Below are 21,724 nucleotides of genomic sequence, written 5' to 3'. Positions count from 1 at the left end.
CCCCTTCGGCTTTCACCACACCATCGGTATCGACGGTTATCCCACAGCCGGCAGGTTCCGCCGGACGGTCGCCCGAAAGCGCCGCGAGAGAGCGGTGAGCGTGGCGAAATACGTCCCACCGCCGACGGCGACCAGCACGACCGTCCACGCGACGCCTGCACCGGCGAACCCGCGCGCGACGAAAACGACGACACCCATCGCGACGGCGGCGAGCACCTGGTTCGCCAGTTCGCCGATCGGAATCGGGATCGTGACGTACTGCTGGAGATACCAGTACGAGAGTACCAGTCCGACCGTCGCCGAGGTCGCGGTGGCGACGGCCGCGCCGAGCCAGCCGACAAGCGCGACGAGAGTCACGTTGAGCACGAGGTTGGTGACGACGAAGGTGACGTTGACCCGGAATGCGCTGTCGGGTCGGTCGATCGCCGCGAGCACGTTCGTGAACTGTGACTGGTAGACGTAGAGCAGTCTGGCGGCCACGAGCACGAGCAGGATCGTGTAGCCGCGGGTGAACTCCGCACCGTAGATGGCGAGCACGCGCCGGCCGACGACCACACAGCCGACGAGGCCCGGAATTACGAACAGACCGGAGTAGGCCACCGCGTCGTCGATGAGCCCCTCGATGCCGTCCTCGCCGGCGCTCGACAGTTTACTGATCGCCGGGAACAGCGTCGTGCTGACCGACGCGCCGAACACCGCGAGCACCGACGCGAGATTCCAGGCGACTTCGTAGACGCCGATCTGGCCCGACGAGATCGCGAAGGCGGGGATCGCGAGCACCAGCGTGTCCATCGAGGAGAAGGTGCGCGATTCGATGCCCGAGAACCAGGAGTATTTGGCGTACTCCAGCAGGCTCCGGAGTTGCTCGCGGGTCGGGAGTCGAGGAGGGATGGCGAGCAGCGAGAGGCCGACGAGAGCCGTCAGCAGTTCGGCGACGACGTAGCCGCCCAGCAACCAGCCGACGGTCCCGAAACCGGCCGCCACGACGCCGATCTGGAGCGCACCGCGGGCGGTGCGGTCGAACGGGCCGAGCAGCGAGGAGAGCGCCACTCGATGGCGGCCTTCGAGCGCCGCGCGCACCTGCCAGAGGAGCAGCCCCGTCGCGAGCAGCGCGAGCAGTCCGAACGCCGCGTCGGTTCTGAGGTACTCGTTGAGTGGCTCGCGAAAGACGAGCACACCGCTGGCGAGCACGACGAACGCGGCCAGCTGAACGGCGAGGCCCGCGCCGAAGAACGCCCCCTCCGATTCCCCCTCGCTCACGCGCTTGCGGACGGCCATCTGAATACCCTGCCCGCCGAGTACCTTCAGCCAGACCAGCACGGAGACCACCAGGAAGTAGTTGCCGAGCACCGCATCGCCGAGTTCGCGCGCGAGATAGACGGTGACGACGAAGCCGAATACGGAAGTGGCGACCTGCGAGAGGAAGTTGACGATCGACGTCTGGCCGATACGCATCGCTACCGCTCACTCCGCGTAGCCGAGATCGCGGAGGCGTTTCTTGGTACTCTCGTCCATCTCCACGGTTCGGAGCTCGTCGGCGCTCGCCGCGATCCGCTCTCGATGGTCGTCGAGTACGCCGCGAAGCCGCTCGCATACCTCTGGATGACCGTCGGCGACGTTCTCGTATTCACCGGGGTCGGCCGTGAGGTCGTAGAGCACGTTCCCGTCCCCGCGCTCGATGTACTTCCAGCGCCGGTCGCGGTAGGCAAAGCGGCGCTCGCCGCCGCCACGGTTGCCGTCGGCCCAGTCGCCGACGACGTGCTCGCGCGGCCAATCGCCCTCGCCGTCGAGCAGCGGGCGGAGACTGTGGCCGACGAACGACTCTGCCTGTTCGCCGCCCGCGTACTCGACGATCGTCGGCGTGACGTCGGCTAGCCCGACCAGTTCGTCGTGGGTGGTCGCCGAGCCATCGCCCCCGACGTCGACGATCAGTGGGACGTGGAGCATCTCGTCGTGGAAGGTCTGCGTGTGGCTGTAGCCGCCGTGCTCGCCGAACGCCTCGCCGTGATCGGCGGTGACGATCACCATCGTGTCGTCGCCCCAGGTCTCCCGAACGTGCTCGATCAATCGACCGATCTCCGTGTCAGTGAAGCGAATCTCGGCGTCGTAGAGGTCGATCAGTGTCTCGCGTTCGTCGTCGGTGATTTCGTCGGGGGCCTCGATCATCTTCCGGCGGAGCCTGATCGCCTCGCGTTCGGGGACGAGATCGACGCCGAGCGCGCGCTGGTGGCGCTCGGGCGGGCGGTAGGGATGGTGGACGTCCATGTAGTGCGTCCAGAGGAATCGAGGGCCATCGCACTCGCTCTCGGCCCAGTCGATGGCCCTCTCGGTGATCTCGTCGGCCCGGACGTAGGCCGACCCGACGTTGATGCCGGCCTCCTTCTCGGCCGTGTCGACCGCTCTCGACAGAACGCCGTAGAGCCAGCCGTCCTCATCGAGGCGCTCCTCGACGGCTCCTTTCAGTCGGGCTGCCGGCGACGGGTCGCTCTTCGAGTCGAAGAAGGTGTCGAACCCACGCGAGTAACCGAACTCCGCCGAGAGGTAGAGGTTCGAGTGGAAGCCCCCCGCCCGGTAGGCGGCGGGGAGCGCCTCGGTGACGAGGGTTCGGTTCTCGGAGAGGCGCTCGTAGCCACCGTACATGAGCGCGGTCGACGAGGTGAGAATCGAGGGAAACGAGGCCCGTGTCGCGCAGGCGTGGGCGAAGGCACTCGTGAACCGATGGCCGTTCGCCGCGAGTCGATCGACGCACGGCGTCGTCTCCCGCTCGTAGCCGGCCGCCGAGAGGTGATCGGCGCGGAGCGAATCGACGGTGATGAGCAGCACGTCCCGCATTCGCTTCCGTGTCCTCACCACGTCGGTTAGTACCTTTCCGTCGCCGACGCTCGCCGAGCCGACTCCGAACGTTCAAGCGAGTCGCCCGACCAGGGACGGCGATGCGCGATCCAGCGGTCTCGCTACCCGAATCGCTCCAGGGAGGCGAGGGACCGCTCGTGTCGGTGATCGTCCCGACCTACGGCGACAGCGAGTATCTCGATCCGGCGCTCGAATCAATTGTCGCCCAGACCCACGAGAACATCGAGATAATCGTCGTCGATAGCTCCGATGTGTCCTGGCTACGCGAACTCGCCACCCGCGTCGACGGTTTTACGTACCTGTTCCAGGAGCCCAGCGGCCTCGCAGCGGCGCGCAATCGCGGGCTCGACGCTGCCACCGGGGAACTGATCGCCTTTCTCGATGCCGACGATCGCTGGCTGCCCGAGAAACTCGACCGACAGCTCGCAGCCGTCGCCGATGGTGCCGACGTCGTCTATTCGGACGTCTACCTCGTCGAAAATGGTGAAAAACGCCGGCAGTCCGCACTGCCAGTCCACGATCCCGACAGCCACCACATCGATTTCCTCTACGAGGGCGGAGTGCCGATGCCGACCGTGCTCGCCCGCCGGGACTGTTTCGTCGACGAGCGCTTCGACGAGCGCCTGCCGGTTGCCGAGGATCGCCACCTCTGGGCGCGACTATTCGCTCGCTACCGACCCGCGCGCGTGGCCGAACCGCTCGCGTGCTACACCCGCCGGGAAGGATCGATGAGCTCCGATCTCGAACTGATGTACGAGACCGAACTGACGGTGATCGCGGATCTCGCCGACCGACTGCCCGTTCTCACAGCCCACCGTGCGGCGCTCGAACGTAAGGCACGGTACAAGTACGGCAAGCGACTGCTGCGCGCCGGCAGGAGTTCGGAGGCACGGCACGAACTCCGGCAGGCAGTCGTCACCGGCGAGCGCGACCCACGTGCGCTCGCGCTCCTCGCGGTTGCGTACGCACCGGCCGGTCACGCACGGCTGCTGGAACTGCTCGAACGACTCCAGGAAATCCGCCGATAGCTGTCGGCGACGATTTCGAACGAAACGGCGCAGCTACCGGTGCAGCGCCTCGCGCTCGCCGAGGAACACGTCGAGTTCACGCTTGGTCGGGAGTCCCTCGACGTCGCCGGTCACAGTGGTGGCGAACGCGCCGACGGCGTTGGCACGCTTCGTCGCTTCGACCGCATCGAGTCCGCGAAGGCGGCCATCCAGGAAACCGGCGGCGAACCCGTCGCCCGCGCCGATCGGATCGACGACGCGCTCGACCTCGTAGCCCGGTACGCGGGTCGCCTCACCGTCGTCGACGAGCGCACCCTCGGCACCGAGTTTGACGACCGCGATGGTAGCCCCTCGATCACGACACGCGTTCGCGATCTCGTCGGGTGCGTCGGTGTCGAACAGTGTCCGTCCCTCTTCGATGCCAGGAAGGACGATGTCACTTTTTTCGACGAGCGCGAGTAGCGTTCGTCGCATCTCCTCGTCGCTCTCCCAGAGCTTGTGGCGGATGTTCGGATCGAACGATATCGTCGTCCCTGCCTCGCGTGCGCATTCGACGGCTGCGAGAGTCGCCTCACGGCAGGAGTCGCTCAGTGCGGGCGTGATACCAGTGAGATGGAGATAGTCGGCCCCCGCGATGGCGTCGGCGGGAAGGTCGTCGGGCGTCATCGTACTTGCGGCCGAGCCGTGGCGGTAGTAGTAGACCGAGGTCTCGCCGAGCGCGCGGCGCTCCTTGAACATGATCCCCGTCGGCGCGTCGTCGGTGAACTCGACGGTTGAAGTATCGACGCCTTCGCCGCGGACGAACGAGTTGATGTAGTTGCCGTGTGGATCCGCGCCGAGTGTGCTGTGCCAGGTCACGTCGTTGCCGAGCCGCGAGAGGGCGATCGCGACGTTGCTCTCGGCACCGCCGAGGCTCTTCTTGAACGTCTGCTGGTGTTTCGTCGGCCCCGGCTCGTCGGGGCTGAACAGCACCATCGTTTCGCCGAGCGTGAGCACGTCCGGTGTCATGAATCGACCTACGGGGGCGGCACGGTAGGCGTTGCGGAATCCGTTCTCTGAACGTTTATGATGATACACCGAGAACGGGCAGCATGAGCCACGACGCGACCGCGAACGACGATCCGCTCGATCTCGGCGGTGTCATCCCGCCGATGGTGACGGCCTTCCACGAGAACGAATCGGTCGATTACGAGACGACGGCCGCCCACGCCCGATTCGTCGTCGATCGGGGTGTCCACGGTGTCTTTCCGTTGGGAACGAACGGCGAGTTCGCCCTGCTCGACGGCGACGAACAGGCCGGCGTCGTCGAGGCGGTCGTCGACGAGGTCGGCGGCGAGGTGCCGGTCATCGCGGGCGTCGGCGCGCCGAGCACGTACCACACGGTCGACCGCGCCGAGCGCGCCGCGAATGCCGGTGCGGACGGGCTCGTCGTCGTCACACCCTACTACTTCCCGCTCGACGAGACGGGTGCGGTCGAACACTACCGCCGCGTCGCCGAGGCCACCGAACTCCCGATCTACGTCTACCACATCCCCTCGAAGACCGGGAACGCGCTCAGCTACGCGACGCTCGACGCGCTCGCCGGGATCGACGGGCTCGTCGGCGTCAAAGACTCGAGCAAGGACGTCCCCTGGCTCAGTCGCGCCATCGACGACCATCCCGAGCTCGTCTTCCTCGCGGGCTCGGACTCGCTGCAGTTCCCCGGCCGACTCGTCGGCTGTACCGGCGGCGTGAGCGCGGTGGCGAACGCACTGCCCGAACTGCTGGTCGATCTCCACGAGTCGTACACCGCGAGCGATATCGAACACGCACGCGAGTGCCAGAGTACCCTCTATCGGGTGCGCGACGCGTTCAAGGGTGGGCCATATCTCGCCGGCGTGAAGGCTGCACTCTCGCTGCGTGGGTTCGACGCCGGCCCGCTACGGAGCCCGCTCCGCAGGATGGACGACGAGGAGCGATCGGCGCTCGAAGCCACCATCCGCGCCGAAGATCTGCTCTGAATCGGGCGGGCGAACACGCTTATGCGCTCGGCTCCCCCGGTCGGACATGGACCGGTACGATCTCCTCTACGAGCTCTACGAGTCGTTCGACACCGACGGCCTGCGCGACCACCAGCGGTTCATCGGCGTCTTCCCACCGGTCGATTCCCGCGTCGCGCTCGAAGGCTATCAGGAGATCGCCACCGAACTCGACGGGCGAAAGGACGAGATCCGCGACGCGTTCCAGTACGGCGAGACGCTCGCGGATATCGCCGCCCACGCCAGCCGCGAGGAGGCGTTCACCGCGCTCGATCTCCTGACCAAACACGACCGCGGGGTGAACGTCCTCGTGCTCGACGTCGACGAGACCCTCAGATCCGCTGGTGGCACCGACAACGAGATCCCGCGCGAGACGCTCCACTACCTGACCGAACTCCACGAGGCGGGCATCCCGGTCGTCATCTGCACCGGCCAGACCCTGGAGAACGTGAAGGGGTTCGCTATCCAAGGACTCGGCAGCGAGCTCGTCCATTCGGGAAGCCTCAGCATCGTCTATGAAGCCGGCACCGGCGTGTTCACGCCCGGTCACGGTTCGGAGACGAAGAAGTTGCTCTACGAGCGCCTCGACGAGCGAATCCAAGACGTCTTCTACGCGCTGCGCTCGCGCGTATTGCCCGAGGCCCCCGACAGGATTCGAGAGGGCTGTCACCTCCAGGGCAACGAGTTCAACGTCACCCTGAAACCGAACGCCGAGACCGGCAGTCCGGAGGCCGAGGAGATCATCGACCGAGCGCTCTGCTATCTCGTCGATCTGCTCGGGACGGTCGTGGCGGAGGGAACCGACAGCGAGGAGGGAAGCGAGTGGGCACGGGCGTTCTACGCCGCAGCCGATCCCGAGATCCGTGGTGTGCTCGAACGACGTGACCGACTATCCGAACGCGATCCCGACGAGATGCCGGCGTCGCTGTCGGACGCCTTCGAGCGCATCGACGTCGCCTACTACGAGGCCGACGCCGCCGAGGTCGGCAGTCTGGAACTGAACAAGGTCGCCGGCGTCGAGGCGGCTTTCGACGTGCTCGGCGTCGACGACCCGTTCGCGCTCGTGATGGGTGACTCGAAGTCCGACCTGCGCGTGATGGAGTGGGTCGCCGACGGGAAGGGGATCGCCGCCGCACCCGAACACGCCTCGCGGGCCGTGCTCGACCACGTCATCAGAACCGACGAACTCGTCTACGACCGCGGTGAAGCCGCCGCCGTCCTGCGGATCGTCTCGGCACTCAACCGACTGGCGACGCTCGACTAATCCGGTACGACATCGTTTTATTAGAATGCGAGTAAACATCGAATCATGGGGATCGACTACGCCGACCTGCACGACCCGAACGCCGAATACACGATGCGTGAGCTCTCGTCGGAGACGATGGGCGTGCGGGCCAAACGCGGCGGCGGGCGCGACGTCGAGATCACCGACGTGCAGACGACGATGGTCGACGGCAACTTCCCGTGGACGCTGGTGCGAGTGTACACCGACGCGGGCATCGTCGGCACGGGCGAGGCCTACTGGGGTGCCGGCGTGCCCGAGATCATCGCCCGGATGACACCGTTCGTCGTCGGCGAGAACCCGCTCGACATCGATCGGCTGTTCGAGCATCTCGTCCAGAAGATGTCCGGCGAGGGCTCGATCGGCGGGACGGTCATCACGGCCATCTCGGGCATCGAGATCGCGCTGCACGATCTCGCGGGTAAGATCCTGGAACTGCCCGCCTACCAGCTGTTGGGCGGGAAATACCGCGACTCGGTGCGCGTCTACTGTGACTGTCACGCGGGCGAAGAGGAAGACCCGCAGGCGAACGCCGACGAGGCCGAGCGCGTCGTCGAGGAACTGGGCTACGACGCGCTCAAGTTCGATCTCGACGTCCCCTCGGGCCACGAGAAGGACAAGGCCAACCGCCACCTCCGGAACGAGGAGATCGATCACAAAGCCGAGATCGTTCGGGCGGTGACCGAGCGCCTCGACGGGCGGGCCGACGCGGCCTTCGACTGCCACTGGGCCTTCACCGGAGGGAGCGCCAAACGCATCGCGCGGGCGATCGAGGATTTCGATGTGTGGTGGCTCGAAGACCCCGTCCCGCCGGAGAACCACGACGTCCAGCGCGAGGTCACGCGCGGGACGACCACCCCCATCGCCGCCGGCGAGAACGTCTATCGCAAGCACGGCTACCGTCGGCTCCTCGAAGAACAGGCCGTCGACGTCGTCGCGCCCGACCTCCCCAAGATGGGCGGGATGCGCGAGACCAGAAAAGTCGCCGACATGGCCGACAGCTACTACGTGCCGGTGGCGATGCACAACGTCGCCTCACCCATCGGGACGATGGCGAGCGCCCACGTCGGCGCGGCCATCCCCAACTCGCTGGCCGTCGAGTACCACTCCTATCAGCTCGGCTGGTGGGCGGATCTCGTCGAGGAGTCGGTCATCCAGGAGGGCGCGATCGAGATCCCCGAGCAGCCGGGGCTCGGGCTGACGCTCGATATGGATGCCGTCGCCGAGCATATGGTCGACGGTGAGGAGCTGTTCGACGAAGCGTAGCCGCATCGAGCTCGTGGAACTCCGTTCCACGGCGTTCGACCGAACGAGCGAAGTCGAGCCAGCGGCTACTCAGCTCCCGAAAAATTTCCCGAATCGAGCCTGAAACCGAAAGCGGGCGGTCCGTTCGATCCGTCGAAAAGTATATGATGGTTCGTTACGCCGTTTGAGGCGAACGATGTCTGACTCCGAATCGAACTACTCTCGGCGGACGTATCTGAAGGGCACCGCTGCGGCGAGCGCCGGCGCGATGGTCGGTCTCGCCGGCTGTGTCGGTGGCGGTGGCGGCGGTGGGAACGGCAGCGGTGGAAACAACAGCAGCGGTGGCGGCTCGTCCGGTGGCGGTGGCGAGCTGCAGGTCCTCCACGGCTGGACCGGCGGCGACGGCAAGAAAGCCATCAACAACCTCATCGAGAAGTTCGAGGAGGCCCATTCCGACGTCGACACGAACTTCCAGGCCATCGGCGGCGGCGGCAACACCAATCTCGATACGACCATCTCGAACCGTGCACAGAACGGCAACCTCCCCAGCTCGTGGGCCGACTGGCCCGGCAACAACCTCGTCCAGTTCACCAGCGCCGGGCTTCTCGGCGACATCAGCGACGACGTCTGGACCAAGGACCTCAAGCAGAACTACACGAAGGAGGCCAAACAGTACTCACAGGTCGGTGAAAGTTCGAAATCCGTCGGCTCGGGGCCGTACGTTGCGGTACCGATCGGCTCCCACCGGATGAACGACCTCTTCTACAACGTCTCCGTCGTCGAGGAAGCGGGTGTCGACCCGACGAGCTTCTCGAAACCGAGCGATCTGACGGCCGCACTCAAAAAGGTCGAGCAGAACACCGACGCCGTCGGTCTCGCACAGGGGCTCGAAGCGCCGTTCACGACGCTCCAGCTCTGGGAAGTCGTCATGCAGGGGCAGGCCGGCTATCAGGCGTTCATGGACTACATCAACGGCGAGGGCGACGAGAAGGCGGTACGAAAGGCGTTCCAGACCGTCCAGAACTACTACGACCACATCAACGACGACGCGTCGAGCATCGGCTTCACGCAGGCCAATCAGAAGTTCATGAGCGGTGACGCGGCCTTCGTCCACAACGGCAACTGGGTCGCCGGCTCCTATCGCAACCAGGACGACTTCGAGTACGAAAAGGACTGGAACAACGTCACCTTCCCCGGTACCGACGACATGTACGGGATGCATCTCGACTCGTTCCCGTTCCCCGCCGACGGGCCCGCTCCCGAGGCCGCAAAGACCTGGCTCTCCTACCTGGGCACGACCGAAGCACAGGTCGCGTTCAACCAGTACAAAGGGTCGATTCCCCCGCGGACCGATGCCCCTACGGATAAGTTCGGTCCGTATCTCACCAAGACGATCAAGGAGTACAGCGAGGTCTCGCAGAAACCGCCGACGATCGCCCACGGGCTCGCCGTGCTGCCCGATGTCCACTCGGATATCGACGGCGTGATCACCAACGAGTTCCTCGGCTCGGGGAACCTCGACTCCGCAACCAAGGGGATGCTCGATGCCGTCTCCGGATCGAACTGACGTGGGACGGTCGATCCGATCACGGCTGAGCGACCTTCGTACCCGACTCGTGGGCGACACCGGCGACGACGAGAGCCCGGTTCGCACCGACGGCGGGGCGACCGTGAGCCGTGGCTCGGCCGGCACAGGCCTGTCGGATCGACTGCGATCGCTTCGCAACAGCCGATTCGTCGGCTCGCTGCCGTTCTGGCTCCCGCCGTTCTTGCTGATGGGGCTGTTCGTCTACGGGGCGATCGGCTGGAACTTCCTCATCTCGCTGACGGATATGGAGGGCTTTGGTGATCCGGACTACTCCGCGCTCGATTTCCAGCAGTACGCCGAACTGTTCGGTAGTGAGGCGTTCATCAACGCCGCGCGCAACACGTTCGTCCTGCTGGTCGCGTTCACGGTCCTCTGTCTCGTGCTCGGGCTGGTGCTCGCGATCCTGCTCGATCGGACGCTTCGATTGCAGAACACGTTCCGGCTGGTGTATCTGCTGCCGTTCAGCCTCTCGTTCGTCGTGACCGCCCAGCTCTGGGCGTGGATGTACGACATCGACAACGGCATCATTAACTCGGTGCTGAGCCTCGGCGGACTCCGCCCGGACTGGATCGGCAACCCACAGCTCGTGCTCGGAGCGGTCATCTTCGCGCTGGTCTGGCAGTTCAGCGGCTACGCGATGGTGGTCTTTCTCGCCGGATTGCAGGCGATCCCGGACGAACACTTCGAGGCGGCGCGCATCGACGGCGCGAGCACGATCACGATGTACTGGCGAGTCATCATCCCCCAGCTCAGGGGCTCGGTCATCAGCGCGCTCGTCGTGCTGATGATCGGTGCGCTCAAAGCGTTCGACTTCCTGTACGCGCTGTTCGGCCAGTACCGTCCTGCTGCGGGAGCCGACATCCTCGCCACGCTGATGGTTCGTGAAGCGTACTCGAATCAGCACTGGGCGTACGGCTCGGCGATCGCGATCGTGCTCTACGTCCTCGCGTTGCTCGTCGTCATCCCGTATCTCTACAGTCAGTACCGCAGGGGTGCACTATGAGTCAGGAAACCGTTACAGCCGACGCGACCGACGGCGAATCGTCGACGAGTGATCTGCGCGATGCGATCGGCGGGAAACGAATCCTCCTGTACGCAGTGCTCGCGCTCATCGCCGTCTACTTCCTCATACCCCTCGAAGCAGGGCTCGTCACGTCGTTCAAGACCAACGAGGCAGTCATCAACACCGCGCCGTATCTCCCGCCCGGACCGGACGGGTTCACCCTCCAAAACTGGGCGGAGGCGCTCGATACCCTCTCGTCGGGGTTGGTCAACAGCCTGGTGATGACGATCCCGGCGACGGTGCTCGGCGCGCTGTTCGGGAGTCTCGCGGCCTACGGGCTGACACAGATCAGCTGGAAAGGGCAGATCCCGATCTTCGCGCTGTTCGTCGCCGGCGTGTTCATCCCGTATCAGGCCGTGCTGGTGCCGCTGTCACAGTTCTGGTCGATGATTCCGCTCGAAACGGCGCTGTCGCCGCTGTGGGCGCTGCCGTTGCTCGAACCGTATCACGCGGATCTCATCGAACTGATCGTGACCCACACCGCCTACGGCATCCCCATCAGTACGGTGCTGTTCAGGGGCTACTACATGGGCCTCTCCGACGAGATGGTCGAGGCGGCGCGTCTCGACGGCGCTGGCGTCTTCGAGATCTACCGCCGGATCGTCCTCCCGCTGTCTGGGCCGATGTTCGCGGTGGTGTTGATCTACCAGTTCACACAGATCTGGAACGAACTGCTGTTCGCGCTGATCCTCGTCGGCGGCACGGGACCATCGGCTCCGGTGACGCTCTCGCTCGTGGGACTGGGGACGAGCCTCGAAGGCGTCGACTTCGGGTTGCGGATGGCCGGCGCGTTCCTGACCGCACTGCCGACGCTGCTCGTCTTCATCATCTTCGGCGATCAGTTCGCACAGGGTGTTGCCGGTCGAACGTAGACAGACAACGATGATCGAACTACTATCCAAACCAACGAACGGAGGTATCGAATGGCCGAACTGAGTCTCGATGGCGTCACGAAACGGTTCGACGACGGCGGCAACGACATCATCGCCGTCGACGAGGCCTCGCTCGAGATCGACGACGGCGAGTTCCTCGTTCTCGTCGGGCCGTCGGGCTGTGGGAAGAGCACGACGCTCCGGATGATCGCGGGGCTCGAATCCGTCTCGTCGGGAACGATCAGTCTCGACGGGACCGTGATCGACGACCGCCAGCCCGCCGATCGGGATATCGCGATGGTGTTCCAGAGCTACGCGCTCTACCCGCACATGACCGTGCGCGAGAACATGAGTTTCGGGCTCGAAGAGAGCACGGAGATGTCCGACGACGAGATCCGCGATCAGGTCGAATCCGCCGCGGAGATGATGGGCATCGAACAGCTGCTCGACCGCACACCCAGCGAGCTCTCGGGCGGCCAACAGCAGCGCGTCGCACTCGGCCGTGCGATCGTCCGCAGTCCGGCGGTGTTTCTGATGGACGAGCCGCTGTCGAACCTGGATGCGAAACTGCGCTCACAGATGCGGACCGAACTCCAGCGGATGCAGGAGGACCTCGGCGTGACGACGGTCTACGTGACCCACGACCAGACCGAGGCGATGACGATGGGCGATCGGATCGCCATCCTCGACGACGGGCGGCTCCAGCAGGTCGCCACACCACTGGAGGCCTACCACGAACCCGCAAACCGGTTCGTCGCGGGCTTCATCGGCGAGCCGTCGATGAACTTCTTCGAGACGACAGTGGAAGACGAACGTCTCGTCGGCGAGAACTTCGACTATCCGCTCTCGGAAGAGACGCGCGCGGACCTCGGCGATGCGACCGACGTGACCCTCGGCGTGCGTCCCGAGGACATCGAACTCGTCGACACCAACGAGGGCGATGGGGAGCACGATTTCCGCACGGTGGTCGACGTTGTCGAGCCGGTCGGCAGCGGCAACAACGTCTATCTCGCCTTCGAGGGCGACGAGAGCGCCTCGGAGCTCGACATGGACGAATCCCGGACGTTCGTGGCGACGATCGGCGGACTGCGCCGCATCGAGGCGGGCCAGCCGGCGATCGCGCGGCTTCCCGAGGACGCGATCCACCTGTTCGACGGCGAGACCGGCGAGGCGCTGCACAATCGGAACCTCGACGATACCGAAACGATCGAACCACAGCTCTGATCGACTCGGTGTGTTTTTCAGCCGTTCGAACCGACCAGAGATATGAGCGAGATCACCGACTACGAACTGTTCGCCGTCCCGCCGCGCTGGCTGTTCCTCCGCGTCGAGACGAGTGACGGGCGCGTCGGCTGGGGCGAACCCGTCGTCGAAGGGCGGGCACACACGGTCAGAGCGGCCGTCGAGGAGCTGTTCGAGAGCCATCTGCTCGGTGCGGACCCCGACCCCATCGAGGACCACTGGCAGGCGATGTACCGCGGCGGGTTCTATCGCGGCGGACCGGTGTTGATGAGCGCCATCGCGGGCGTCGATCAGGCGCTCTGGGATCTCAAGGGCAAGCAGTTCGACGCGCCCGTTCACGAGCTCATGGGCGGCCCGGTCAGGGATCGGATGCAGGTGTACAGCTGGGTCGGCGGCGATCGCCCGAGCGACGTCGCCGAGGCAGCCAGCGAGCGCGTCGAGGCGGGCTTCGACGCGCTCAAGATGAACGCGACCGCCGAGTTCCGGCGCATCGAATCGCCGGCCGCGATCGAGGCCGTCGGCGAGCGACTCGCGACGGTCCGTGAGGCGGTCGGTCCCGAGGTCGGGATCGGCGTCGACTTCCACGGTCGGGTCGCGAAACCGATGACCAAACGGCTCGCAGCGGTGCTCGAACCGCACGATCCGATGTTCGTCGAGGAGCCCGTGCTACCCGAGCACGACGACCTCCTGCCGGAGATCGCCGCCCACACGACGACGTCGATCGCGGCCGGCGAGCGCCACTACTCGCGGACGGATTTCGCACCGCTGCTCGAAAGCGGCGGCGTGGACGTGATCCAGCCCGATCTCTCACACGCCGGCGGCATCACCGAGGTCCACAAGATCGCCAGCATGGCCGCAGCCCACGACGTCGCGCTTGCACCACACTGCCCGCTCGGTCCGATCGCGCTTGCCTCGTGTCTCCAGGTCGACGCCTGCGCGCACAACGCGATCATCCAGGAACAGAGCCTCGGGATCCACTACAACAAAGGGAGCGACGTGCTCGACTATCTCGCCGATCCGTCGGTGTTCGACTACGAAGACGGGTTCGTCGAGATCCCCGATGGACCGGGGCTCGGGATCGAGATCGACGAGGAGCACGTCCGCGAGCAGGCGGGCGAGATCGACTGGCACAACCCGATCTGGCGTCACGACGACGGTTCCGTCGCCGAGTGGTAGTACCGGTGCCGTGAGGAACCCAGTTCAGAGCGAAACCGGCGAATCGCTCTCTCCGGCCTCGTAGATGGCTTCGAGCGCGCGCATATCGACCAGTCCGTGCTCGCCGTTCGGCTGTGGCTCGGTTTCCGAGAGCACGCGGTCGGCGAAGTAGTCGAACTCCTCGGTCATCTGGCTGCGCTGGTCGAAGTCGATCGTGGCGTCGAGATCGCCCCGTCGGACCCGGAGTTTCCGCGGTTCGTCGGGGAAGAAGACGGGATCGAGTTCGAGTTCGCCCGCCGTGCCCGTGATCCGGAGATGACTCGACTGGGCGGCGTTCTGGCTCGCGGTGAAAACGGCCGTGACGTCGTCGGGGAAATCGACGCGGAAGCTCGCGCGCTCGTCGGACACGTCGGAAAAGGCGTCGTGATTCGAACTCATCGACGCCTGGACCGAGGTGGGGTCCGAATCGAGGACGAACCGGGCGGTGTTGAGCGGGTAGATACCGAGATCCATCACGCTCGCGCCATAGCCCGCGAGATCGGGATCGAGTCGCCACTGGTCGGTGTCGGAGTTGATGTCGAGCAGGCGCTGGGTCATCGCGCCGTGGACGGCGACGGGGTCGCCGACGAATCCCTCACGGATCAACTCGCGCGCCCGGCGGACGGCCGGTTCGGTCTGCATCCGATAGGCGATCATCAGCGGCACCGACTCGCCCGCTTCGACCAGTTCCTCGGCGCGCTCGACGCTCGCCTCCATCGGTTTCTCGCAGAGGATCGCCTTGTCGAGCTCGGCGGCCGTCTCGGCGTACTGCAGATGGATGGCGTTCGGCGTGGCGATGTAGACGGCGTCGTATTCTTCGCTTGCCGCTCCGTCGTGGAACTGCTCGTAGGTGATTCCCTCCTCGATCGTCTCGTGGCGTTCGGCTGTCTCCGTCGCGCGCTCCGCATCGCTGCTGACGAGCACCGTCGTCTCGCACAGCTCCGAGCGTTCGACGGCCGGCAGCGCCTTTTCGAGCGTCCACCAGCCGAGACCGATCATCGCGATCCCGACCGTGCCGTCCGCGTCGCTCCGCCAGTCGCGCTCGGTGAACTCGTCGAAAAATTCGGGGAGATCGGAGGTGCTCATCGCCGACGGTTGTCGGGCCATCGAGGAGAGTGTGTCGGTGCTACCCCTCGGCGCGCAGTCCGTCGTAGAGAGTACACAGCCGCTGGCCGTCGCGCGCCCAGTTGTATTCGTCCTCGACAGCCGCCCTGCCGTTCTCCCCGCAGTCGCTCGCCCGGTCCTCCTCGGTGAGTTCAGTGAGGGCGGTGCCGAGCGCGTCGCCGTCGCCGGCCGGCGTGACGAGCCCACAGTCGGTGCGACCCACGATGCGCGCGAGCGGCGCGACGTCGCTCGCGACGACCGGCACGCCCATCGCCATCGCCTGGAAGAGCTTGTGCGGGACGGTCGTCTCGGTGTGTGCCGTCGCGGCGTGGGGGACGGCTGAGACGTCGCTCGCGGCCAGATAGCGGGGGACGTCGGCGAAGTCGACCCAGCCGGTGAACGTGACCTGCTCGCGAACGCCGAGCGAGCGCGCGAGCGCCTTCAGTCCCGCGACGTAGTTGTCGTTGCCCGTCCCGACGAGCAGCAGTTCGGCGTCGGGGCTCTCCTCGACGAGCTGCGCGAACCCCTCGACGAGCGTGTCGAGCCCGCGGTGACGCGTGAAGTTGCCGACGTAGGAGACGACGAACGAGTCGGGATCGTGATCGAGCGTCGTGGGCGGTTCGACGTCGCCAGCGAAGGCGTCGAGATCGACGGTGTTCGAGACAACCGTCACGTCCGCGGGCTCCGCATCGCAGTCACGGATGTAGTGTGCGCGGGCCTCCTCGCAGACGGTGACTGTGCGATCTGCACGCCGGACGCACTCCCGCTCGAGACGCTTGAGTCGCCAGGGTGCGAAGGCGACGCGCTGGACGAGCGCCTCGGGATCGCGGGCGATCTCGCCCCAGCCACGCATCTGCTGTATCTGCCGGGCCGCCTCCGGGTAGTTCTCGTGGAGATCGGCGACGACCGGCACGTCGAGCTCCTCACCGAGCGCCAGCCCCGTCTGTACGAGCGGGAGATCGTGGATGTGGAGGGCGTCGATCGGGTTCTGTCGATCGAGTTCCCGGACGGCGCGCTGCCAGGCCGGATGGACGGCGCTCGCGACGTAGCGGAGCCCGTCGATCATTCCCGAAAGACCAGCGAACAGCCGATCGGCGGGCAGGCGCTCGACGTCGATCCCGTCGAGGCGCGCGAAGCTCTGCTCGGTCGGCCCGCCGCGACAGAGCAGCGTGATGGAGTGGCCGGCCGCACGCAGCGCCGACGCCTCTTTCCGGACGCGGATGTCCGGCGGGAAGCGCTCGGGGAGGAGCATACAGACGTGCATACCGTCCGGAACACGCTCAGGGACTTAAGGCTGGGTTCACGCCGCGGCCGCGACACGAGGGGTTTTCACCGCGATGGGTCGAACCCGATCCATGACCCTCGTCAGCGCCATTCTCCCGACGTACAACCGCGCCGACTACGTCTCCGGGGCCATTGACACCGTGCTGGGACAGAGCCACGACGAGATCGAGGTCGTGGTCGTCGACGACGGTTCGACCGACGACACGGAAGAACGACTCGCGGCCTACGAGGACGACGACCGCGTGCGCGTCCGCCACAACGAGGAAAACCGTGGGATCTCCGCGAGCATGAATCGTGCGGCGGAGCTCGCCGACGGCGAGTTCGTCTGCGTGCTCAACGACGACGATCGCTGGCACGAGGAGAAGATCGAAAAACAGCTCGCGGCCTTCGAGCAAGCGAACGACGAGGTCGGGATCGTCTACACTGGCGGGGTGGTCAAGCAGGGCGAACGAGTCGTTCGGGTCTATCGCCCCGAGCGCCGCGGCGACATCTACCCCGACGTCATCGCCCGATTCGGCCTCCATCCCCATTCGAGCCACATGCTGCGCGCCGAGTGTTTCAAACTGGGTGGGTTCGACCCCGACTTCCCTCGTGGCGTCGACTGGGATCACTGCATCCGCCTCGCCAAGGAGTACGAGTTCGAGTACGTCGACGAGCGCCTCGTCGAGCGCATCTTCCACACGAACAACATCTCACAGCAGCTCACTCACGGCGTCGAAGTCAATCAAATGATCTGGGAGAAGTACCGCGAGGAGATCGAGAGCCACCCCGACATCGAGCGCCGCCTCCGCGAGAAGCAGTGTCGAGCGCACGCACGGGTCGCGCTCGAACGCGGTCAGCGCCGGCGCGCCTTCCACTACGCCCGGCGCGCGATGGGCTACGAGCGCACCGCCGAGAGCGCGTTCATCATGCTCTTTGCGCTGCTCGGCCGGCGGGCGCTCGGCGCTGCACGCCGTGCACGCGACGCCGTGATGAACTGGCGGGCGTCGCGCGACGAATAGCCGCTATCGAACCAGCGAGTAGCCGCGCTGCATCGCATCCATCCCTACCTGTCCGAACAGCGAGGCGAAAAGGGGAATCGCCGTCCGGAGCGAGGGTGCATGATAGCACGCGAGCGCGAACGAGCGCACCGTCGAGAGCGACCACCGACGACCGCGCAGTTCCATCCTGGCCTCCAGCTTGTCGGTGTTCGCCAGGGCGTTCGCTCGCACGGAGTCCGGGAAATCGTCGTAGAGATCGTCGTACTCGCGAATGATCTCCCTGCGCCCGCGGATGAGTCCCGGCGATTTGCCACGCGAGTCCTCGATGACGGCGCGATCGACCAGCGCCTCGTCGACGTACTCGAACTCGTGCTCGCGCGCGAGATCGATCATCAGTCCGAGATCGTCGCCGCCAGGGCGGTCGGGGAGCGGCAGCGCCGTTTCGAGCGCCTCGCGCGCGACGAGCATCGTCGAGGTGACGCACGGCGACAGCGAGAATTCGAGCGCGCGAGCGAGCACGTCCCCGCGGGCGGTCGAGTCTGGGAGAATCGTCGTGCCGTCCTCGTAGGTCATTCCGCAGTAGGCGACGCTCGCACCCGTGCGTTCGAGCAGCGCGACCTGCTTGCCGAGTTTCTCCAGGTGAAGGCAGTCGTCGTCGTCGAGGAACTGGACGTACTCTCCCGAGGCGCGCTCGGCACCCACGCTGCGGGCAGGATTCGATCCGATATTGTGATCGAGTTCGACGTACGTGAGATCGTACTCGTCGACGACGGACTTTGCGTTGCCCTCGCCGGAGTCGTCGACGACGATGATTTCGGTCGGCTGCGTCTGTGAGACGACGCTCTCGATGGCCTCGCCGAGGCGATCGTTACGGTAGTAGGTCGGGATCACGACCGAAACGAGTGAGTCGTCGGACATGGTCGAGACGAGCGAAGGAATAGCTAAATGTGTGGCGAGAGCGCGTTGCCGACAGTGACCCGCGACGCGATCCTCCGGAAGTGGGTGCGCCAGCCCCCGACCACCCCGCTCATCCAGCAGCTCCGCGACGAGGAACGCCGGCGCGCGCTCGCCGAACTCGACGGCGGGCGTGTGCTCGACCTCGCCTCCGAAGCGAACGTCACCCGCGGCGTCGCGGCCGACTCGCTCGCGCGCGTCGACTTCTCCGACGATGCAAGTTCCTACGCGAGCGAGACGATCGGCGACGCCGTCGACGAGTACCGAAGCACCGATCCCGAACGGCCATCGCTGCCGTTCGCCGACGACGCGTTCGACGCCGCCGTCTCGATCGGCCCCTACGACTGGAAGTTCCTCGACGTCGAATCGCTCACCGCCGAAGTGGGGCGCGTGCTCGATAGCGATGGGAAGTTCGTCTTCTCGGTGCCGACGCCGCGCTCGCCCTACGCCGCGAACGGCTGGCCCGACAACCACTACTACGAGCCCCGCGAGGCGCTCTCGCTGCTCGCGCCCGACTGGCGACTGCTCGACGCCGATCTCGTCTTTCAGTATCCGTACTACGTTCACATGGCGCTCAACGCGCTCCCAGCGAGCCTCCAGGAGCCGTTCGTCGGCGCTGCCGAGCGCGCGAGTGACGAACTCACCGCCCGCGGGCGCTGGGACGACGCCTCGTATCTCGTGCTCGCGGCCGAACCGCTCGATTATCAGGAGTATCTCGACGACGCGCTCGACTGCCTGTTCCGCCCGGTCGAGGAAAACGGCTTCTGGGACACGGAGGACGGAAAAATCCTCCGCGCGCTCGATTACGAGATCGTCGGCGATGGCGAGAACCCGGAGTTCGAATGGACGCCCGACGACCGCGAACTGTGGCGCTACGCGCCCTTCGGCCTGATGGGCGCGCTCCAGTGGCGCGTCTCCGCGCTCGGCACCGATCGGTACGACGACGAACTCCGGCGCGCGCTTGACTACGTCGCCGAGGAGATCGAGAACGGGACGCTCTCGGAGATGCCGAGCTACGGCATCGGTCCCCTCGTCTGTGCGTTCTCGCTCGCGGCCGAAGTGTTCGACGCGACCCACGAGCGCGTCGCGTGGGAACTGTTCGAGCACTCGCACGAGCGGTTCGACTTCACCCACGCCGAGCACAGTTTAGTCGCCTACGGCTGGTCGTATCTCGCCGAGCGCGAGTCCGGATCGGTCGTTCGAGAGGCACTCTCGGAGGCGCTAGCGCTGATGAACGACCGACTCACGCCCGACGGGCTGTTCGTCTTCGACAACCACACCACCCGTCGCCACCAGAATCAGATGTATTCCTGCTGGGGGTTCGCCCGCGCGATCGAGGTGACCGGACAGACCGGCTATCTCGAAAACGTCGAGCGCGTGCTCGAACGGACGATCGACGAGCGCATGCGCGACGACGGCGCGTTCGTCTGGGAGGACGAGGTGTCGTCGATCCAGCGCGCACGCCGCGGCGCGACGAAACGCCTTGGCTTCCGGCCAGCCTACTGGGATTTCCTCTACGAGTGTCACCAGACGTTCTTCGTCAACGCGGTCGCCCACTACGAGGCGGCGGGCGGCGAGCACGACTTCGGTCCCGAGGTGAGCCGTGCGATGGCCTGGATCTACGGCGATAGCAGCCGCGGGGATCTCGTCGAACTGAGCGAACTCGGCGTACCGATGCGATTCCTCACCGTCGACGACCGCCTCGACGTCGACGACCAGATGTACAAGGGTTCCTACGAGATCGGCTCGTATCTGATGGCGCTCACGAATCTGCTCGCGGAACCGTAACGTCGGGCTCCGGCGTCGCGAGCAGCGACTCGTACAGTTCGCACAGTCGGTCGGCATCGCGCTCGCTGTCGAACGCGCCCTCGGCTGCCAGTTGGGCGTTCGTGGCGAGTTCGCCTCGCCGGTCCGGACCGGCGAGCTCCGACAGCGCCCCGGCCAGCGCACCCGTTCCGTGTCGCACGCACAGTCCCGCTCCGGTTCGTTCGAGCAGTCGCTTCAGCGGCGGCGTCTCGCCGGCGACCACCGGAACCCCGAACGCCAGCGCCGTGAAGAACGCCCGTGGAACCGTGGTCTCCGTCGCCTGCGAACGCTCGGGCAGCACGCAGACGTCGCTCGCGGTGAGATAGCTCGCGAGTTTCCCGTCCTCGGTGCGAAAGCTGACTCGGCCGGCGGCCAGGCGACGCCGCGCAAGTCGTTCGAGATCGTCGAGCGCCGCCTCTTCGAGATCACCGACGATCAGCACGCGGAGATCGGCGGCACGGTCGGCCGCCCGCGCCGCGGCCACGACGACCGTTTCGAGCGACTCCTGGGAAACGCCATCGGCGGCGACGGTGACGACGAACGCCGCTTCGTGATCGAACCCGAACCCGTCGGCCGGCTCGGTTCCCGCGGCGAGGTCGGGTTCGACGGTGTTTCGGACGACCGCGACGCGCTCGGGATCGATCTCCCGCTCGCGGACGTACTCGGCACGCGCTTCTTCGCAGGTCGTCACCAGACGATCGACGTCGGGAATCCGTTTTCCGAGTGTCCGGTCACGTCGCCAGGGCGAGTGGAACACGCGGCGGGCGTACTGCCGCAGCCGGCCGCCACGCACGCTTTCGGCTGGCGTCGTGGCGGCCGGCGCGCTCGGCAGGTCGGCCACGACGGGAACGCCGAGTTTCGATCCGACTTTCAGTCCCGTCTTCAGCAGGTCGAGATCGGCCACACAGCAGACGTCGATCGACCGTTCGTCGTCGATCTCGCTCGCGGCACGCAGCCAGGCAGGCTGAACGTAGCTCAGTGCGTAGCGCGCACCGTCGAGGATACCTTTGGGTCCCGAGTAGAGGTCGTCGTCGGGCAGTCGCCGAACGTCGATGCCGTCGACGATCGCCCCGGTCGGCCCGCCAGTCCCGCGTGCACAGACCGTCACCGCGTGGCCGCCCGCTCGCAGCGCCGCGCCCGTCCGCGTAAGGCGCTCGTCCGACGGGAACGTCCCCGCGGTGAGCATGCAGACGTGCATCTATCGCGGCCTCCCGGCCCCTCGGCTGTCGATC

Annotated in this window: 18 protein-coding genes; 11 read left to right on the top strand and 7 right to left on the bottom strand. The window is 66.1% G+C overall.

All coding sequences use genetic code 11. The features are described from left to right. Positions 1-36: 36 nt before the first annotated feature. Positions 37-1,455 (bottom strand): oligosaccharide flippase family protein, encoded by a 1,419-nt coding sequence (locus tag C451_RS17935; protein ID WP_007742787.1) that lies wholly within the window; start codon positions 1,453-1,455, stop codon positions 37-39. A gap of 9 nt (positions 1,456-1,464) precedes the next feature. Further along, entirely contained in the window at positions 1,465-2,832 is a 1,368-nt protein-coding gene (locus C451_RS17930) for a sulfatase (protein WP_007742783.1), read from the bottom strand. A 101-nt stretch (positions 2,833-2,933) separates the two neighbouring features. Between C451_RS17930 and C451_RS17925 the strand changes: the two genes are divergently transcribed. Then, positions 2,934-3,881: a glycosyltransferase family 2 protein gene (locus C451_RS17925; RefSeq protein ID WP_007742782.1), complete on the top strand. Its 948-nt coding sequence runs from the start codon at positions 2,934-2,936 to the stop codon at positions 3,879-3,881. Positions 3,882-3,914: 33 nt separating this feature from the next. On the opposite strand, the gene C451_RS17920 is transcribed toward C451_RS17925, so the two are convergent. Further along, positions 3,915-4,868: a sugar kinase gene (locus C451_RS17920; RefSeq protein WP_007742781.1), complete on the bottom strand. Its 954-nt coding sequence runs from the start codon at positions 4,866-4,868 to the stop codon at positions 3,915-3,917. Positions 4,869-4,951: 83 nt separating this feature from the next. Between C451_RS17920 and C451_RS17915 the strand changes: the two genes are divergently transcribed. The 8 genes from C451_RS17915 to dgoD all read left to right on the top strand — a co-directional run bounded on the left by C451_RS17915 (position 4,952) and on the right by dgoD (position 14,346). After that, positions 4,952-5,860: a dihydrodipicolinate synthase family protein gene (locus C451_RS17915; RefSeq protein WP_007742780.1), complete on the top strand. Its 909-nt coding sequence runs from the start codon at positions 4,952-4,954 to the stop codon at positions 5,858-5,860. 46 nt (positions 5,861-5,906) lie between these two features. Continuing rightward, positions 5,907-7,142, top strand: a complete 1,236-nt coding sequence (locus C451_RS17910; protein ID WP_007742779.1) for an HAD family hydrolase — start codon at positions 5,907-5,909, stop codon at positions 7,140-7,142. 45 nt (positions 7,143-7,187) lie between these two features. After that, on the top strand, positions 7,188-8,426 hold the full coding sequence (locus C451_RS17905) for a mandelate racemase/muconate lactonizing enzyme family protein (protein ID WP_007742778.1): 1,239 nt from the start codon (positions 7,188-7,190) through the stop codon (positions 8,424-8,426). A 175-nt stretch (positions 8,427-8,601) separates the two neighbouring features. Beyond that, complete coding sequence (locus tag C451_RS17900) at positions 8,602-9,972, top strand: ABC transporter substrate-binding protein (protein WP_007742777.1); 1,371 nt, start codon at positions 8,602-8,604, stop codon at positions 9,970-9,972. Next, positions 9,950-10,996, top strand: a complete 1,047-nt coding sequence (locus tag C451_RS17895) for a carbohydrate ABC transporter permease (RefSeq protein WP_080503561.1) — start codon at positions 9,950-9,952, stop codon at positions 10,994-10,996. The genes C451_RS17900 and C451_RS17895 overlap by 23 nt, the downstream gene beginning before the upstream one ends. After that, a complete protein-coding gene (locus tag C451_RS17890) occupies positions 10,993-11,928 on the top strand; it encodes a carbohydrate ABC transporter permease (protein WP_007742775.1) in 936 nt (311 codons plus the stop codon). The genes C451_RS17895 and C451_RS17890 overlap by 4 nt, the downstream gene beginning before the upstream one ends. Before the next feature lie 51 nt (positions 11,929-11,979). Continuing rightward, complete coding sequence (locus C451_RS17885; RefSeq protein ID WP_007742774.1) at positions 11,980-13,152, top strand: ABC transporter ATP-binding protein; 1,173 nt, start codon at positions 11,980-11,982, stop codon at positions 13,150-13,152. 42 nt (positions 13,153-13,194) lie between these two features. After that, positions 13,195-14,346 (top strand): galactonate dehydratase, encoded by a 1,152-nt coding sequence (dgoD, locus tag C451_RS17880; RefSeq protein ID WP_007742773.1) that lies wholly within the window; start codon positions 13,195-13,197, stop codon positions 14,344-14,346. A 24-nt stretch (positions 14,347-14,370) separates the two neighbouring features. On the opposite strand, the gene gfo6 is transcribed toward dgoD, so the two are convergent. Further along, entirely contained in the window at positions 14,371-15,450 is a 1,080-nt protein-coding gene (gene gfo6, locus C451_RS17875) for a D-xylose 1-dehydrogenase Gfo6 (RefSeq protein ID WP_007742772.1), read from the bottom strand. A 40-nt stretch (positions 15,451-15,490) separates the two neighbouring features. Then, positions 15,491-16,732 carry a glycosyltransferase family 4 protein gene (locus tag C451_RS17870; protein ID WP_007742771.1) on the bottom strand — a complete coding sequence of 414 codons (1,242 nt, stop codon included), beginning with the start codon at positions 16,730-16,732 and terminating at the stop codon, positions 15,491-15,493. Between the two features lie 91 nt (positions 16,733-16,823). Here C451_RS17870 and C451_RS17865 point away from each other — a divergent pair, with 91 nt between their 5' ends. Beyond that, a complete protein-coding gene (locus C451_RS17865) occupies positions 16,824-17,753 on the top strand; it encodes a glycosyltransferase family 2 protein (RefSeq protein WP_007742770.1) in 930 nt (309 codons plus the stop codon). 3 nt (positions 17,754-17,756) lie between these two features. On the opposite strand, the gene C451_RS17860 is transcribed toward C451_RS17865, so the two are convergent. Continuing rightward, positions 17,757-18,650, bottom strand: a complete 894-nt coding sequence (locus C451_RS17860; RefSeq protein ID WP_007742769.1) for a glycosyltransferase family 2 protein — start codon at positions 18,648-18,650, stop codon at positions 17,757-17,759. A gap of 27 nt (positions 18,651-18,677) precedes the next feature. Between C451_RS17860 and C451_RS17855 the strand changes: the two genes are divergently transcribed. Continuing rightward, positions 18,678-20,474 (top strand): class I SAM-dependent methyltransferase, encoded by a 1,797-nt coding sequence (locus C451_RS17855; RefSeq protein WP_007742767.1) that lies wholly within the window; start codon positions 18,678-18,680, stop codon positions 20,472-20,474. Here C451_RS17855 and C451_RS17850 read toward each other — a convergent pair. Continuing rightward, positions 20,449-21,690, bottom strand: a complete 1,242-nt coding sequence (locus C451_RS17850) for a glycosyltransferase (protein WP_007742766.1) — start codon at positions 21,688-21,690, stop codon at positions 20,449-20,451. The genes C451_RS17855 and C451_RS17850 overlap by 26 nt on opposite strands. Positions 21,691-21,724: the final 34 nt, after the last annotated feature.

The organism is Halococcus thailandensis JCM 13552, assembly GCF_000336715.1.
Lineage (GTDB): Archaea > Halobacteriota > Halobacteria > Halobacteriales > Halococcaceae > Halococcus > Halococcus thailandensis.
The sequence above is the reverse complement of the archived record's forward strand: the minus strand, read 5'-3'. Positions and strand labels throughout refer to the sequence as shown.